Raw genomic sequence first — 12670 nt, 5'->3', positions numbered from 1 at the left:
ACAATGCCAGAGCGTACAGAGATCGCCGTGGTCGGCGCCGGCATTATCGGGGTCGCCTGCGCTTTGCAGCTGGCGCGCCAAGGGCGCCAGATGGTGGTGATCGACTTGCAGGCACCCGGCATGGGCGCCTCTTATGGCAACGCCGGCCACTTGGCCACCGAGCAGGTGTTTCCGATTGCAGACGCGTCGATCCTCAAGCGCTTGCCCGGCATGCTGATGGACCCGATGGGCCCGCTGCGCCTGGACTGGCAATACCTGCCACGCGCCCTGCCCTGGTTTATCCGCCTGCTGCTGAACCTGCGCCCGGCCCGCTACCGGCGTACGGTGGCGGGTATCCGCGCGTTGAACGAAGCCAGCCTGGCGGCGTGGCAACGCTTGCTGCACAGCATCGACCGCGCGCAACTGCTGCGCGAAGACGGCTCGCTGCTGGTATTTGAACGTCCGGAGTCGCGCGCGGCGCTGGAGGCGGTGCAGGAGCGCATGCGCCAGCAGCAGGTGCCGGTGACCTTCTGGACCGGCGATGCAATCCGCCAGGCGGCGCCGCAATTGAGCGATGCCATCCTGGGCGGGCTGTTTTTTCCGAGTACCGGGCACTTTCTCGATCCCTATCAGGTGGTCTGCGAGCTGGTCGAGGCGGCGAAAGCTGCGGGTGTGCAGTTTCTCCAGCGCCAGGTGCTGGACGGCCGCACAGATGATCAAGGCGTTACGCTGAGCACCGATCAAGGGCCATTGGCCGCGCGTCAGGTGCTGATCGCCTGTGGCGCCCACTCGGCCAGGCTCACTGCGGCACTGACGGGCAAAACCGTGCCGCTGGACACCGAGCGCGGCTATCACCTGATGCTGCCGCATGAGCATCAGCGGCTGCCTTTCGCGGTGACCTCCGTGGAGCGCAAATTCATCATGACGCCCATGACGGGCGGCCTGCGCCTGGCCGGCACGGTGGAATTCGCCGGACTGGAGCGCCCGGCCAACATGCAGCGCGCCTGGCAGTTGCATCGACTGAGCAAAGGCCTGTTTCGTCAGGACCTGAGCCAGGAAGGTGCAACGCCCTGGATGGGTTTTCGACCGTCGCTGCCGGATTCGCTGCCGGTGATTGATCGAGTGTGTGACGGCAAGGTGCTGCTGGCGTTTGGTCACCAGCACCTGGGATTGACGCAGGCGGCGGTGACGGCGGAGATGGTTGGCCGGCTGGCAAGCGGCGATCAGTTGCAGTCGGGCTTCGCGCCCTATCGACTGGACAGGTTTTAAGCCGCCGGGTTGTCGGTGGAGGCCTTCAACAGTGCCTCCGCCATTTCCTCGATGTCGTCACGCATGCACAATTTTTCCAGCCAGCCAGCCGGAATACCTTGCACGCCATAGTGGGCGCCGGCCAACTGGCCGACGATGGCCGCCGTGGTGTCGGCGTCATCCCCCAGGTTGGCGGCCGTCAACACCGCCTCGGCGAAGCTGTCCGTGTTGAGGACGCACCAGAGCGCGGCCTCCAGCGACGCCACTGCGTAGCCGGAGCCGGTGATTTGCTCGCGGGTCTTTTCGCGGTAGCCGCCTTGGGCAATCGCCAGCACTTTGGGCGCCTGCAGCCCGGTACTTGGGATGGTCAGCCATTGCTCTTTGGCGGCGCCGCCTAACGCCCCGGCGATGGCCCGCGCGAGCACCACGCAACACTCGATCGCCTCTTGGGCGCCGTGTGTGGTCCGCGAGCTTTGGCGGGAAAAGTCCTCGATACGCTGAAGGTCTGGAAAGTAAAACAGCACCACTGGCGCCAGGCGCATCATCGAACCATTGCCGGCCGAAAACGGCGCGGTCGAACCGGCAAACGGGTCGCCGTGCTGTTGGAACGCCGACAGTGCCTCACGCACGGTCATGCCGATATCGAAACAATCACCCGTCGAACTCAAGTAGCCCCACGTCCACCAGTTCAGGTACCGGGCCATCTGGTCCGCCGCGTCAAAGCCGTTCTTGCGCAGGAGGCTCTCGGCCAGGCAGAGCGCCATGGAGGTGTCGTCGGTCCACTGTCCCGGCTTGAGCTGGAAAGGCCCGCCGCCGACCATATCGGTGACCGGCGCAAACGTACCGCGCGGCATGAATTCGACTGTCGTGCCCACGGCGTCACCACACGCCAGCCCCAGCAAGCTGCCGCGATATCGATCGATAAGCGTGATGGTCATTAGCTCTCCTTGACTGAGCATTCGTGCGGATTTTTGTCTACCGCGCCCATGCTACTTGACCAACCGCTTCTCCTTCGAGGGGCGATATCCGAAATACGCGCTGTAGCACTTGCTGAAATGGCTCGGCGAGACAAAGCCGCAGGCCACCAGCACTTCCACCTGTGACAACTCGGTGTGCTGCAGCAAGCGCCGCGCTTCGGTCACGCGCAGTTCCATGTAGTAGCGCTGCGGCGTGGTGCCCAGTTGCTCCTTGAACAGGCGCTCGAGCTGGCGTCGCGAGCGCCCGGCGTAGACCGCGAGCTGGTCGAGTTCCAGCGGTTCCTCGAGGTTGGCGTCCATCAGTTTCACCACCTCACGCAGGGGGGCGCTGACGCTGACATTTTCGGTCGGTTTGATGCGCCGGTAGCGCGACTCTTCGAAGGCCAGGATGTCTTCGATGCCTTCGACCAGGGCCTTGCCGTGCAAGGCCTTGATCCAGTCCAGGGCCATGTGGAAGGCGCCGGAGGGGCTGGAGGCGGTCAGGCGGTCGCGGTCGATCACGTAGGGTTCGCTGGTGACGTGGGTGGCCTTGGACACTTCGGCGAGGGCCGGCCGATGTTCGGGGTGGATGGCGCAGCGATAGCCTTGCAACAGGCCCGCACGCCCGAGGAACCACGCGCCGTTCCACAGCCCGGCGAGTTTCACGCCCTGCTCGGCAGCGCTGCGCAGCAGGTGGATGAAGTCTTCGCCGGCCTTGAGTTCGGTGCGAAAACCGCCGCAGATCACCAGCAGCTCCAGATCCTGCAGCGCCGACGAACACAAGCGTGCATCAGGACGAATGACCAGCCCGAGGTCGCTGATCACTTCGTCATCCGCGCAAGCAAAGGTGCGCGTGGCGAACAGTTCAGGCCGCAGCAGGTTGGCGGTGACGAAGGTGTCGAGGGTCTGGGTGAAGGCCGGCAGCGAAAAGTGTTCGAGCAGCAAAAAGCCGACGCGGGTGAGCGGCACCGGCTGCTGCGAGGTTTCGTTGAGGTAGCGCAGGTTCTTGCCTTGCATGCCACCGCTGAATTGGCGTCTTTCCATCGAGGGTTGGCCCACGTTTATTGTTGATGCAGTGGGCGCCATCTTAGGGGCAAATGCGGTGGCTGTCTCACGCGCTGATCTTGAGAAAAGCGAGCTCGATCAAAGCCCGTGGCAGAACGGCGGCACACGCATCTGATACGGTTTTTTCTTTGTTATCTGCATCTGTATCGAAAAGCCGCCTGGGCGGACAATAGCGCCATCCCCACTCCCTTCCCTTCGGAGGCCTTATGACCAAGATGGCACTTTTCCTGTTCGGCTTTTTGGTATTGACCATCGGCATCGGCCTGCTGGCAACCATCTCGCCGGTCTGATCCAGCCTCAATCGCGGCAGCGGCTATCTCAACCGGCAAACAGCATCGGGTACAACGACAGCACCAGCAGCCCCGCCATCACGCCGTTGAACAGCCGCACCCAGCGCGGCTCACGCAGCACATTGCGCAAGCCCGTGCCACACCCGACCCACACGCATACGCTGGGCAGGTTGACGATGGCGAACACCAGGGCAATCACCAGCACGTTGGTGACATAGCCCTCGGCCGGCGTATAGGTGGTGATGGCGCCGAGCGCCATGATCCAGGCCTTGGGGTTGACCCACTGGAACGCAGCCGCGCCGAGGAAGGTCATGGGCTTGCCGCGTTCATCGTTGCTGTCGGACATGCCGCCTGCCGTGGCGATTTTCCACGCCAAGTACAGCAGGTACGTCGCGCCCACGTAGCGCAACACCGTGTAGGCCCACGGAAAGACCTTGAACACCTCACCCAGGCCCAGGCCCACCGCAATCACCAGCAGCATGAAGCCGATGCTGATGCCCAGCGCATGGGGAATCGAGCGGCGAAACCCGAAGTTCACCCCGGAGGCAAGCAACATGGTGTTGTTCGGACCGGGGGTGATCGAGGATACGAAGGCAAACAACACAAAAGCTGACAGCAGGCTGGTAGACATGACCATGACGCGGCATCCAAACGGGGGTGGCAGGCCTGCGACAGTAAAGCCATCCGCGCGCCTCCGCCCCGTACAGCTAGGAGCGGATCGAGCTGTACACTTTGGCGCCGCCGAGAAAGTCCCGGCAATACTGCGCGGCCAGCTCGGGACATTCGACCATCGGCAAGTGCCCCACGCCGTCGATGATCTGCAGTTGCGCCTGCGCAAGGCCGGCGAGCCAGGTCTGCGCACTGGCGACAGGCACCATGCGGTCTTCGCGGCCCCACAGAATCAAGCTGGGCACGCGCACCTCGGGTAGCCACGGCTCCATGCGGGGGCTGCCTTCGAAGTCTGCGAAAATTTCTGCAAGCTCAGCACGGCGCTTGATATACACCGCCGCCTCGGCCGCCAGCAGCACCTCGGGAATCCACGGCGGCGACGCCATGGTCATGGCGAAGAACCGATCAAACTGCGCCCGCGTGTGAATCAGGAAAGGGTTGTCGCCGGCATTGACCAGCTCTTCCACTTCATTGGGCTGCGGCAATTGCACGCCGGCTGCGCCGATCAGCACCATGGACAGCACCCGTTCCGGATACTGCGCAGCCAGCCAACTGGCGATGTAGGCGCCCATCGAACTGCCGATCACGTGCACCTGCGCGACCTGGCACGCGTCGAGCAATGCCACCATCCGCCGCGCCTGGGCCGCGATGCTGTAGTCGCCGCCTGGCACAAAGGCGTTGCTGCCGTGGCCAGCGAGGTCCGGAATGATCAAGCGGTAGTCGTCGGTAAAATACCGCGCGAAATCCAGCCACACGCCCTTGTCCGCGCTGAAGCCGTGGATCAGCAGCAGCGCCGGCGACTGGCGCTCACCGCCCTGCCAGGTCGCCAGCGTCATGCCCTTGATAGGCACCACCACGCCCTTCAAGCGCGCGCGCCGCGCCTGCACCTGTGCAATCAGCACAAACAGCAGATTGCCCACCCGTGGGTAGGTCAACCACACCCCGAGCCCCACGAGGGCCAGCAAGGCAACGATCACTAGCATCTACGCGTCTCCACCAGCAGAAATGGCTCAACGCTATAGTTGCCCAGCGTGCTTGAATCCGCGCTGAACGGATGATGAACGCCCACAGTGAAATACTTGTTGTCTTTCACGAACCTTTCACAGACGAGCGTCTATGGTCAATCCAGCTCCTAATGAACATCCCTTTAGCCCGTGCCCCCATCACGGGCTTTTCTTTGCCTGTGATTTATCGCGGGCAAAAAAAACAGGCAAGTCATGGTGCATGACTTGCCTGCCTTAGTGCCTATCGGTCAGCGCGGAGCGCCACCTGGCCCACCCGGGCCGCCGCCTTGACCATGGCCACCGCCATGACCGCCACCACCGCCGCCTCCCGGTGGCATGAACATCCAGCAGCCCGACAGGGTCGACAACAGCGCGACAACAACTGCCGCCTTGGTTACGTAACTCAACTTCATTCTGCACTCTCTTGCTTGACGAGATTAACTTCTCGCAGGCTATGACCGTGCAAAATGAAGTGCGTCATGACTATCGTGTAACACGTGGGTAAGGTTTGTATGCATGGCGATACAACCCATTGTTTTTCAATAGCTTGGGCTCTGTGACCGTGACAGCAAACATCCGTCGAGGCTAGCCCTTGCGCAGAAAGGCAAACATAGGCGGCACGTAATCCGCCTTGCCCAACGCCGTCATCAGGTGAACGTAGAACGGCGGCGTTGCCCAGTCGACCGCGTACTCATTCAGCGCGCAGGTCCCGGTGCCGAACCAACCCCTCGAGCGTAAACCGTGCCTGCATCAGCACTACGTCCCTGACCAGTTCCATCTCCTTGACGCTGACCTCGGTCCACTTCAATGCCTCAAGCAGCTTGGGCTTCTGCACCCGGAAGGCCAGGCCCTGGGTAAACAGCGCCATCGAATGAATGACCGTGCGTTCATCCTCCAGCGCAAACCCGGCCAGGCGCGCGATAAGCAGCCGGATCACCCGGGCGATGCGTGCCTTGAAGCGCTCGTCGAACGCCGTGGTTGCACTTGCCGGGCATAACCCGGCCTGGTGGCGGTCGAGGAACGCCCGCCATGCGCTGGTCTGGGGGCTGTCCTGAATGGTCGAGACCACCGCGCCGAGGATGCCCAGTGACACCTCGATCAAGGCCGCATCAGCGGTATTTTCATCCGCAAGCGCCTGTTCAGCGGCCTCGACGGTTTCGCTCATCTTGCGCCAGAGCAAGGTGATCAAGTGCTCGACGCACGCCAGGTACACGCCTTCCTTGCCGTCGAAGTAATACTGGATCGCCGGCGCGTTGACGCCGGCCGCGGTGGCGATGTCGCGGGTAGACGCACCGTCGTAGCCACGCTCGCCAAACACCACGACCGCCGCCTCGACGATGCGCGCGCGGGTTTCTTCACCGCGCTGATAGCCACCCTCGGCGGCCGGTTTATGTCGTGCCATGTGCTGCTCCCTTCGAATACCCGAAGCAAAATATACCAGTTGACAAAAATTCGCGAAAAAAGGAATTTATTCCACCTGATATAAATTCTGGAGTGACCCGATGTCCGCCGCACCTCCCTCCCCTCAGGTCATGCCTGAAGACAGCGTCACCACCCAACGCGGCAAGGCCCGGCGGATCCTGCTGACACTGGCGACCGTGGCCGTGTTGGTCGGTGTGTCATGGGCCGCCTGGTGGCGGATCTCCGGGCGCTTCATCGAGACCACCGACGACGCCTACCTGCAGGCCGACAGCATCAGCGTGGCGCCGAAGATCAACGGCTACGTCGCCGAGGTGCTGGTCAGCGATAACCAGGACGTCAAGCGCGGCGACATTCTCGTGCGCCTGGATGCACGTAAATACCAGGCCGTCAGCGACGAGGCCTCGGCAACGATTGCCGCGCGCGAAGCCGATTTCGCCAAGGCCCAGGCCGACCTGGTGCAGCAGGATTCAACCATCGCCGAAGCCCGCGCGCAGTTGCAGGGCGCGCAGGCCGATGCCCAGCATGCGCAGACCGAAGTCGCCCGCTATGCACCGCTGGCCCGCTCGGGTGCCGAACCGGAAGAACGCCTGGCGCAACTCAACAACCAATTGGCGCAGGCGCGCAGCACGGTGGCGGCCAAGCAGGCCGCCCTGCGTTCCAGCCAGACCCGCTATGGCACGCTGCAGGCCCAGCTCAAGCAGGCCCAGGCGCAACTCGGCGTGGCCAAGGCCAGCGAGGCGCAGAGCCAGCTGGATGTGGATGACGCGGTGATTCGCAGCCCGCTGGATGGCCGCATCGCCGATCGCGGCGTGCGTGTCGGCCAATACGTGCAGCCCGGCACGCGCCTGTTGACGGTGGTACCGGTCAGCGCGATCTACCTGACGGCCAACTACAAGGAAACCCAGATCGGCGCGATGCACCCCGGCCAGCGCGTGAACGTGCACGTGGACGCCCTGCCCGGCCATGACCTGCAGGGCCATATCGACAGCCTCTCCCCCGGCACTGGCGCGCAGTTCGCGTTGCTGCCGCCGTCGAATGCCACCGGCAACTTCACCAAGATCGTCCAGCGTGTGCCGGTGAGGATTTCCCTCGATGTGCCTGAGGACATTCGCGCCGCCTTGATGCCCGGCCTGTCGGCCACCGTGGACGTGGACACCCGCACCCACGGCGCGGACGCCAACCATGGCTGAGGCACTCATGGCCGGGGTGGCCGCCGAGACACCGCGCAACGCCTCGCTGACCGACTGGATCGCCGTCGCCGCCGGGGCGCTTGGCGCGCTGCTCGCCACCCTGGACGTCTCGATCACCAACTCGGCGTTGCCGCAGATCCAGGGCCAGATCGGCGCCACCGGCACCGAAGGCACGTGGATTGCCACCGGCTACCTGATGTCGGAAATCGTCATGATTCCCCTCGCCGCCTGGCTGACCCGGGTCTTCGGCCTGCGCCGGTTCCTGATCGGCACGGCGCTGATGTTCACGCTGTTTTCGATGTTCTGCGGCCTGTCTTCCAGCCTCGGCGCGATGATCGCCGGGCGCATCGGCCAGGGGTTCGCCGGTGGTGCGATGATCCCCACCGCCCAGACCATCGTGCGCACCCGCCTGCCTCCGCATCAATTGGCGATCGGCACCACGATGTTCGGCATGACGGTGATCCTCGGGCCCCTGCTCGGCCCGGTGATTGGCGGCTGGCTGACCGAAAACATCAACTGGCGCTGGTGCTTCTTTCTCAACCTGCCCATCAGCATCGCGCTGATCACCTTGTTGATCACCGGCCTGCCCACCGAGCGCATGAACCTGCAACGTTTCATCAGCGCCGACTGGCTGGGCATTCTCGGCCTGGCCATGGGCCTGAGTTCGCTCACGGTGGTGCTGGAAGAAGGCCAGCGCGAGCACTGGTTCGACTCGCTGCTGATCAGCTGGTTGAGCATCGCCACGCTGGTCGGTTTTTTCCTGATCGCCGTCGGGCAATTTCGTTCGAGTACGCCGATCCTGCGCCTGCAACTGGTGCTCAACAAAAGCTTCGGCAGCGTGCTGCTGATCGGCACGGCAGTTGGCGCCGGCCTGTATGGCACGGCGTATCTGGTCCCGCAGTTCCTCGGCATTCTCTCCGGCTATAACGCCCAGCAATCCGGCGCGATCATGCTGCTGTCCGGTATCCCGGCGTTCCTGCTGATGCCGATCCTGCCGAGGATGCTCGGCCGCTATGATCTGCGCTGGATGGTCGGTATCGGCCTGTTGCTGTATTGGGCCAGCTGTTTTGTCGATACCCAACTCACCGCCGACAGCGTCGGGCATGACTTTGTCTGGTCACAGCTGCTGCGCGGTTTCGGGCAGATCCTGGTGATGATGCCGCTCAGTCAGCTGTCGATGCGTTCGGTCGAGACCCAGGATGCCGGCGACGCGGCCGGGCTCTACAACATGTCGCGCAACCTTGGCGGCACCATCGGCCTGGCGCTGCTGGGCGTGCTGATGGACCGGCGCAGCCACTTCCACGACGACCGGCTGCGCGAAGGCATTCTCGCCAACAGCCAATTGGCCCAGGATCACATGGCGAGCAACGCCGCCAGCTACCTGGCGCAAACCGGCGACCCGTCCACCGCACATTTGCAGGCGTTGACCCAACTGGCCAGCGACATCGCACGGCAAGCCTCGGTGATGGCCTACAACGACGCGTTTTACCTACTGGGCCTGGCGATGCTGGCGTGCCTGCCCCTGATCTTCATTCTGAAAAAGCGCACGGTACAACGATGATTGCTCGCTCGTTTCCCCTCCTCCTGACCGTCGGGCTGCTGTCCGCCTGCACCGTGGGCCCGGACTACCACGGCGCCCCCGACGTTGCGCCGAAAACCCTCGCCGCCGCACGCTTGCCGCATGCCGACAGCGACGTGCCACACGCACCTGCCGTCGCGCAGTGGTGGCAGGCCCTGGGCGATCCGCAGCTCAACGCGCTGATCAGCCAGGCCCTGCAAAACAGCCCGGACATCGCCACCGCCCGGGCCCGACTGCGCCAATCGCGCGCCAGCCTCAGCGGTGCGCGTGCGCAGGCGATGCCCAAGGTCACGGGCGATGCGGCGATGCTCAAACTGCGCTCGCCTGATACCTCGGCGCTGGGCGGTGGTGGCGGTGGGCGCGGCCCGCTGAGCCTGTACCTCGCCGGCTTCGATGCCAGTTGGGAAGCCGACCTGTTCGGCGGCACGCGCCGCGCCGTCGAGGCCGCACAGGCCGAAGCCGACGCCGCACAGGCACAACTGGCGGATGCCCAGGTGCAACTGGCCGCCGAAATCGTGCAGGCCTACACCGACCTGCGTGATCAACAGGCGCGCCTGGCGCTGGTAGAGGCGAGTGTCGACATCGAAAACCAGGCCCTGGACCTCACTCAACAACGCCGCAACCGAGGCGTGGCCTCCCAGCTGCAACTCGAACAAGTGCTCACCCAGGCCGAAAATACCCAGGCCCAGCGCTTGCCCTTGCAAGCCGCCATCGTCGAATCCCAGGACCAGCTGAGCCTGCTGTGCGGCCTGGAGCCAGGCGAACTGGATGAGCGCCTCGCCACACCGCAGGCACTGCCTTCCATTCCCGCCCAAGTACCCGTGGCCGATCCCGCCGCTCTCTTGAAAGCCCGCCCGGACATCCGCGTCGCCGAACGCAAACTGGCCTCCAGCAACGCGCAGATCGGCGAGAAAACCGCCGACTGGTTTCCCAAGCTCAGCCTGATGGGCGACCTGTCCTTCTCGGCCGGCGACCCCGGCCACCTCGCCCGCAAGGACAACGGCACCTGGCTGATCCTGCCGCGCCTGACCTGGAATGTGCTGGATTTCGGCCGCGTCGCCGCCAGCGTCAAAGGCGCCGAAGCCGGTCGCGATGAGGCGCTCGCGCAGTACAAGAGCGTGGTCTTGAGTGCACTGCGCGATGCCGACGTCGCCCTGGCGCGCTACGGGCATCAACGCCAGAACGTGGTGCTGTTGCGCAACGTCGAATCTTCAGCAGTGCGCGCGGCGGACCTGACGCGCCAACGTTATCGTGCGGGCACGGCGAGCACCCTGGATTGGCTGGATGCGGAGCGCACGCGCTACCAGGCGCAGGAGAGCCGGATTTCCGGCGATGCCGAATTACTCAAGGACTTTGCCTCGCTGCACAAGGCCCTGGGACTGGGATGGAGCCTGTGACGACGGCGTTTACACGCCCTTGCTGCCTGAGACACACTGGCGACTCGGCAGCGCAATAAAGCGCGCCGACGCGCCACGCAGGGAAGAACATGCTCACCATTCGGCAAGCGACCCAGGCAGACCTCGACGCCTTGCGCGAAGTCGGCTGCGAAACCTACCGGCAACACTTCTCGGCCATCTGGTCGCCCGCCGGCTTGCAGGCTTTTCTCGACCAGGACTTCTCAACCAGCGCCCTCAGCCGCTCACTCGCCCAGCCCGACCAGCACGCCTGGTTTATCGCCGCCGATGACAGCGGCCACCTCGTAGGCTTTGCCAAGGTCAACCGGTCCACCCCTGCCCCCGTGACCGGTGGACCCGGCGCCGAACTGCAAAAGATCTACTTCCTCACCAGTGCCGCAGGGCGCGGGTATGGCAAGCAACTCCTGCAGTTCATTCGCCAATGGGCATTGCAACGTGGAGAACGCTTGCTCTGGCTGGATGTCCTCAAGAGCAATGCCAATGCCCGTCGCTTTTACGCCGCGTCGGGTTTCCAGGAGGTTGCAGAAATCCCCTTCAGCACCGACCTGGCAGAAATCGGCATGGTGGTCATGGCGCTTGAACTCACGTCATCGGAGTCATAGATGAAAGACTTGATACAAGGCCTCGATGGCCCCAGGACGGCACAGCAGGAACTGTTCTACGACCTGGAAGATGCGGCAGCGGTCATAGGCTGGTCCGTGGTCGAATTGACGGCCATGGCGGCCAACGCGAAAACCCCACACGAAGCCGTGGCGCTGATGAAGATCAGCGCGTTACTCGCGGCTCAGCAGGCGAAAATTGGCGGGTACGCCGGGGAGGTGAAGGAGCAGCGTATTCTCAGGAGCGAGGGGCCGGCTTGATGGATTGGGCATTGGTGCTGGGCGATCTACTCATGGCGTCTATGAAATCAGCGGCGATGCACTTTTACTGCGCACGGAGTTCATTCCACGTAGCGGAGCCACAAATGCGTCCGACCGGAGATCGCCTGTTCAACTGCGCAAACGCGTACTTGTAGGTCTTCCTCGCTAGTGTTGTAGAGCGCACAGAAGTCTCTGGCTACGACGTTAGCTAAGGATGTATCAAGCGGCTCAGCACGAATGAAGCCGATGTAAGAAGCACCTACGCCCATCAACTCAAAGCCATGCGTTTCCGAAAAATGGCGCGCAACCGCAAAGTTCTTCGCTGGATCCAGGTCGGAAGTGAAATAGCCATTCGGAAAAGCCGCGAGTGCCTGGCAAGACTGCTGAACAGGCACCACGACAGCTGAAAGGGGCTGTTCCAGAAGAGAGACAGGGTTGTTCTGATAACCGATCCACTCCTGCAGGGCCTGCTCATCCAGCGTCAAACCATGAGCGCAAGCGTCTTCGAAAGACGTGGCTGCAACCAGGTTCATGAAATTGCGAAGACAGATTGCGAACTCCGCCTTCGTAGTCGGATAGCCTATGTATTCACCATTCTCGAAGCACTCTGGCGGTAAACCCTCTATGTCCTGCTCCGATGCATCGTCCATCCCTGAATTGTTGCGTGCATGTCCCGAGGTGTAGCGGGCCTGGTGCAGATCATCGAGCGAGAACAGAGGTGTAAATCCAGGGTGCGACTCAGCAATCTTACGACGAGCTTGGGCGAGATCGTCAAAGCTGGTAATCCCGCTCACACCGTACTCATCGCATGTACCTACAGACGGGTTGTCATGCATGCCATTACCGCGAAATTCAATCTCCATAACCTGTTGACTGCTCCATGGTGTTACTGAATTGAGTGAGTAATCCTAAGCGTTCCAGGCTCATCAGCGGAAGATACGCTTGCAAGGGACAACAGGCCTTGGGTTACCTCCCCCATGAATGGCCGATACT

At 63.1% G+C, this 12670-nt stretch carries 13 protein-coding genes; 6 read left to right on the top strand and 7 right to left on the bottom strand.

Features of this window, described 5'->3' with window-relative positions; all coding sequences use genetic code 11:
- Positions 1–3 precede the first annotated feature (3 nt).
- Positions 4–1248, top strand: coding sequence for an NAD(P)/FAD-dependent oxidoreductase (locus BBG20_RS25245; RefSeq protein ID WP_065908286.1), 1245 nt, complete (start codon positions 4–6; stop codon positions 1246–1248).
- On the opposite strand, the gene BBG20_RS25240 is transcribed toward BBG20_RS25245, so the two are convergent.
- The 6 genes from BBG20_RS25240 to BBG20_RS25220 form a co-directional block, all read right to left on the bottom strand.
- Positions 1245–2165 carry an ADP-ribosylglycohydrolase family protein gene (locus BBG20_RS25240; protein WP_065908284.1) on the bottom strand — a complete coding sequence of 307 codons (921 nt, stop codon included), beginning with the start codon at positions 2163–2165 and terminating at the stop codon, positions 1245–1247. The two genes, BBG20_RS25245 and BBG20_RS25240, sit on opposite strands and share 4 nt — an antisense overlap.
- 51 nt (positions 2166–2216) lie before the next feature.
- Complete coding sequence (locus BBG20_RS25235) at positions 2217–3200, bottom strand: GlxA family transcriptional regulator (protein ID WP_065908278.1); 984 nt, start codon at positions 3198–3200, stop codon at positions 2217–2219.
- Positions 3201–3566: 366 nt separating this feature from the next.
- Entirely contained in the window at positions 3567–4175 is a 609-nt protein-coding gene (locus BBG20_RS25230) for a LysE family translocator (RefSeq protein ID WP_065908275.1), read from the bottom strand.
- 70 nt (positions 4176–4245) lie between these two features.
- Positions 4246–5190, bottom strand: a complete 945-nt coding sequence (locus BBG20_RS25225) for an alpha/beta fold hydrolase (protein ID WP_065908273.1) — start codon at positions 5188–5190, stop codon at positions 4246–4248.
- Positions 5191–5459: 269 nt separating this feature from the next.
- Positions 5460–5624 (bottom strand): hypothetical protein, encoded by a 165-nt coding sequence (locus tag BBG20_RS32985; protein ID WP_168167073.1) that lies wholly within the window; start codon positions 5622–5624, stop codon positions 5460–5462.
- Between the two features lie 278 nt (positions 5625–5902).
- Positions 5903–6613 carry a CerR family C-terminal domain-containing protein gene (locus BBG20_RS25220; RefSeq protein WP_065908270.1) on the bottom strand — a complete coding sequence of 237 codons (711 nt, stop codon included), beginning with the start codon at positions 6611–6613 and terminating at the stop codon, positions 5903–5905.
- Positions 6614–6713: 100 nt separating this feature from the next.
- Here BBG20_RS25220 and BBG20_RS25215 point away from each other — a divergent pair, with 100 nt between their 5' ends.
- The 5 genes from BBG20_RS25215 (at position 6714) to BBG20_RS25195 (ending at position 11677) form a co-directional block, all read left to right on the top strand.
- The gene (locus tag BBG20_RS25215) at positions 6714–7823 is read left to right on the top strand and encodes an HlyD family secretion protein (RefSeq protein ID WP_065908268.1); all 1110 of its coding nucleotides are present in this window, start codon (positions 6714–6716) and stop codon (positions 7821–7823) included.
- On the top strand, positions 7816–9384 hold the full coding sequence (locus BBG20_RS25210) for a DHA2 family efflux MFS transporter permease subunit (protein ID WP_083221481.1): 1569 nt from the start codon (positions 7816–7818) through the stop codon (positions 9382–9384). The genes BBG20_RS25215 and BBG20_RS25210 overlap by 8 nt, the downstream gene beginning before the upstream one ends.
- Positions 9381–10799, top strand: a complete 1419-nt coding sequence (locus BBG20_RS25205) for an efflux transporter outer membrane subunit (protein WP_065908266.1) — start codon at positions 9381–9383, stop codon at positions 10797–10799. The genes BBG20_RS25210 and BBG20_RS25205 overlap by 4 nt, the downstream gene beginning before the upstream one ends.
- An 89-nt stretch (positions 10800–10888) precedes the next feature.
- Entirely contained in the window at positions 10889–11419 is a 531-nt protein-coding gene (locus BBG20_RS25200; protein WP_065908263.1) for a GNAT family N-acetyltransferase, read from the top strand.
- Positions 11420–11677, top strand: coding sequence for a hypothetical protein (locus BBG20_RS25195; protein ID WP_065908261.1), 258 nt, complete (start codon positions 11420–11422; stop codon positions 11675–11677).
- An 80-nt stretch (positions 11678–11757) separates the two neighbouring features.
- On the opposite strand, the gene BBG20_RS25190 is transcribed toward BBG20_RS25195, so the two are convergent.
- Positions 11758–12540, bottom strand: coding sequence for a DUF4253 domain-containing protein (locus BBG20_RS25190; RefSeq protein WP_065908260.1), 783 nt, complete (start codon positions 12538–12540; stop codon positions 11758–11760).
- Positions 12541–12670 lie beyond the last annotated feature (130 nt).

The sequence above is a fragment of the Pseudomonas aylmerensis genome, from assembly GCF_001702265.1.
Classification (GTDB): Bacteria; Pseudomonadota; Gammaproteobacteria; order Pseudomonadales; family Pseudomonadaceae; genus Aquipseudomonas; species Aquipseudomonas aylmerensis.
Note: the sequence above shows the minus strand (reverse complement) of the source record. Positions and strands in the feature narration are given on the sequence as shown.

Excerpts from the sequence above, each read along its gene's own strand:
- BBG20_RS25245 (WP_065908286.1), top strand. The coding sequence starts at position 4 with ATGCCAGAGCGTACAGAGATCGCCGTGGTCGGCGCCGGCATTATCGGG.
- BBG20_RS25240 (WP_065908284.1), bottom strand. The coding sequence starts at position 2,165 with ATGACCATCACGCTTATCGATCGATATCGCGGCAGCTTGCTGGGGCTG.
- BBG20_RS25235 (WP_065908278.1), bottom strand. The coding sequence starts at position 3,200 with ATGCAAGGCAAGAACCTGCGCTACCTCAACGAAACCTCGCAGCAGCCG.
- BBG20_RS25230 (WP_065908275.1), bottom strand. The coding sequence starts at position 4,175 with ATGGTCATGTCTACCAGCCTGCTGTCAGCTTTTGTGTTGTTTGCCTTC.
- BBG20_RS25225 (WP_065908273.1), bottom strand. The coding sequence starts at position 5,190 with ATGCTAGTGATCGTTGCCTTGCTGGCCCTCGTGGGGCTCGGGGTGTGG.
- BBG20_RS32985 (WP_168167073.1), bottom strand. The coding sequence starts at position 5,624 with ATGAAGTTGAGTTACGTAACCAAGGCGGCAGTTGTTGTCGCGCTGTTG.
- BBG20_RS25220 (WP_065908270.1), bottom strand. The coding sequence starts at position 6,613 with ATGGCACGACATAAACCGGCCGCCGAGGGTGGCTATCAGCGCGGTGAA.
- BBG20_RS25215 (WP_065908268.1), top strand. The coding sequence starts at position 6,714 with ATGTCCGCCGCACCTCCCTCCCCTCAGGTCATGCCTGAAGACAGCGTC.
- BBG20_RS25210 (WP_083221481.1), top strand. The coding sequence starts at position 7,816 with ATGGCTGAGGCACTCATGGCCGGGGTGGCCGCCGAGACACCGCGCAAC.
- BBG20_RS25205 (WP_065908266.1), top strand. The coding sequence starts at position 9,381 with ATGATTGCTCGCTCGTTTCCCCTCCTCCTGACCGTCGGGCTGCTGTCC.
- BBG20_RS25200 (WP_065908263.1), top strand. The coding sequence starts at position 10,889 with ATGCTCACCATTCGGCAAGCGACCCAGGCAGACCTCGACGCCTTGCGC.
- BBG20_RS25195 (WP_065908261.1), top strand. The coding sequence starts at position 11,420 with ATGAAAGACTTGATACAAGGCCTCGATGGCCCCAGGACGGCACAGCAG.
- BBG20_RS25190 (WP_065908260.1), bottom strand. The coding sequence starts at position 12,540 with ATGGAGATTGAATTTCGCGGTAATGGCATGCATGACAACCCGTCTGTA.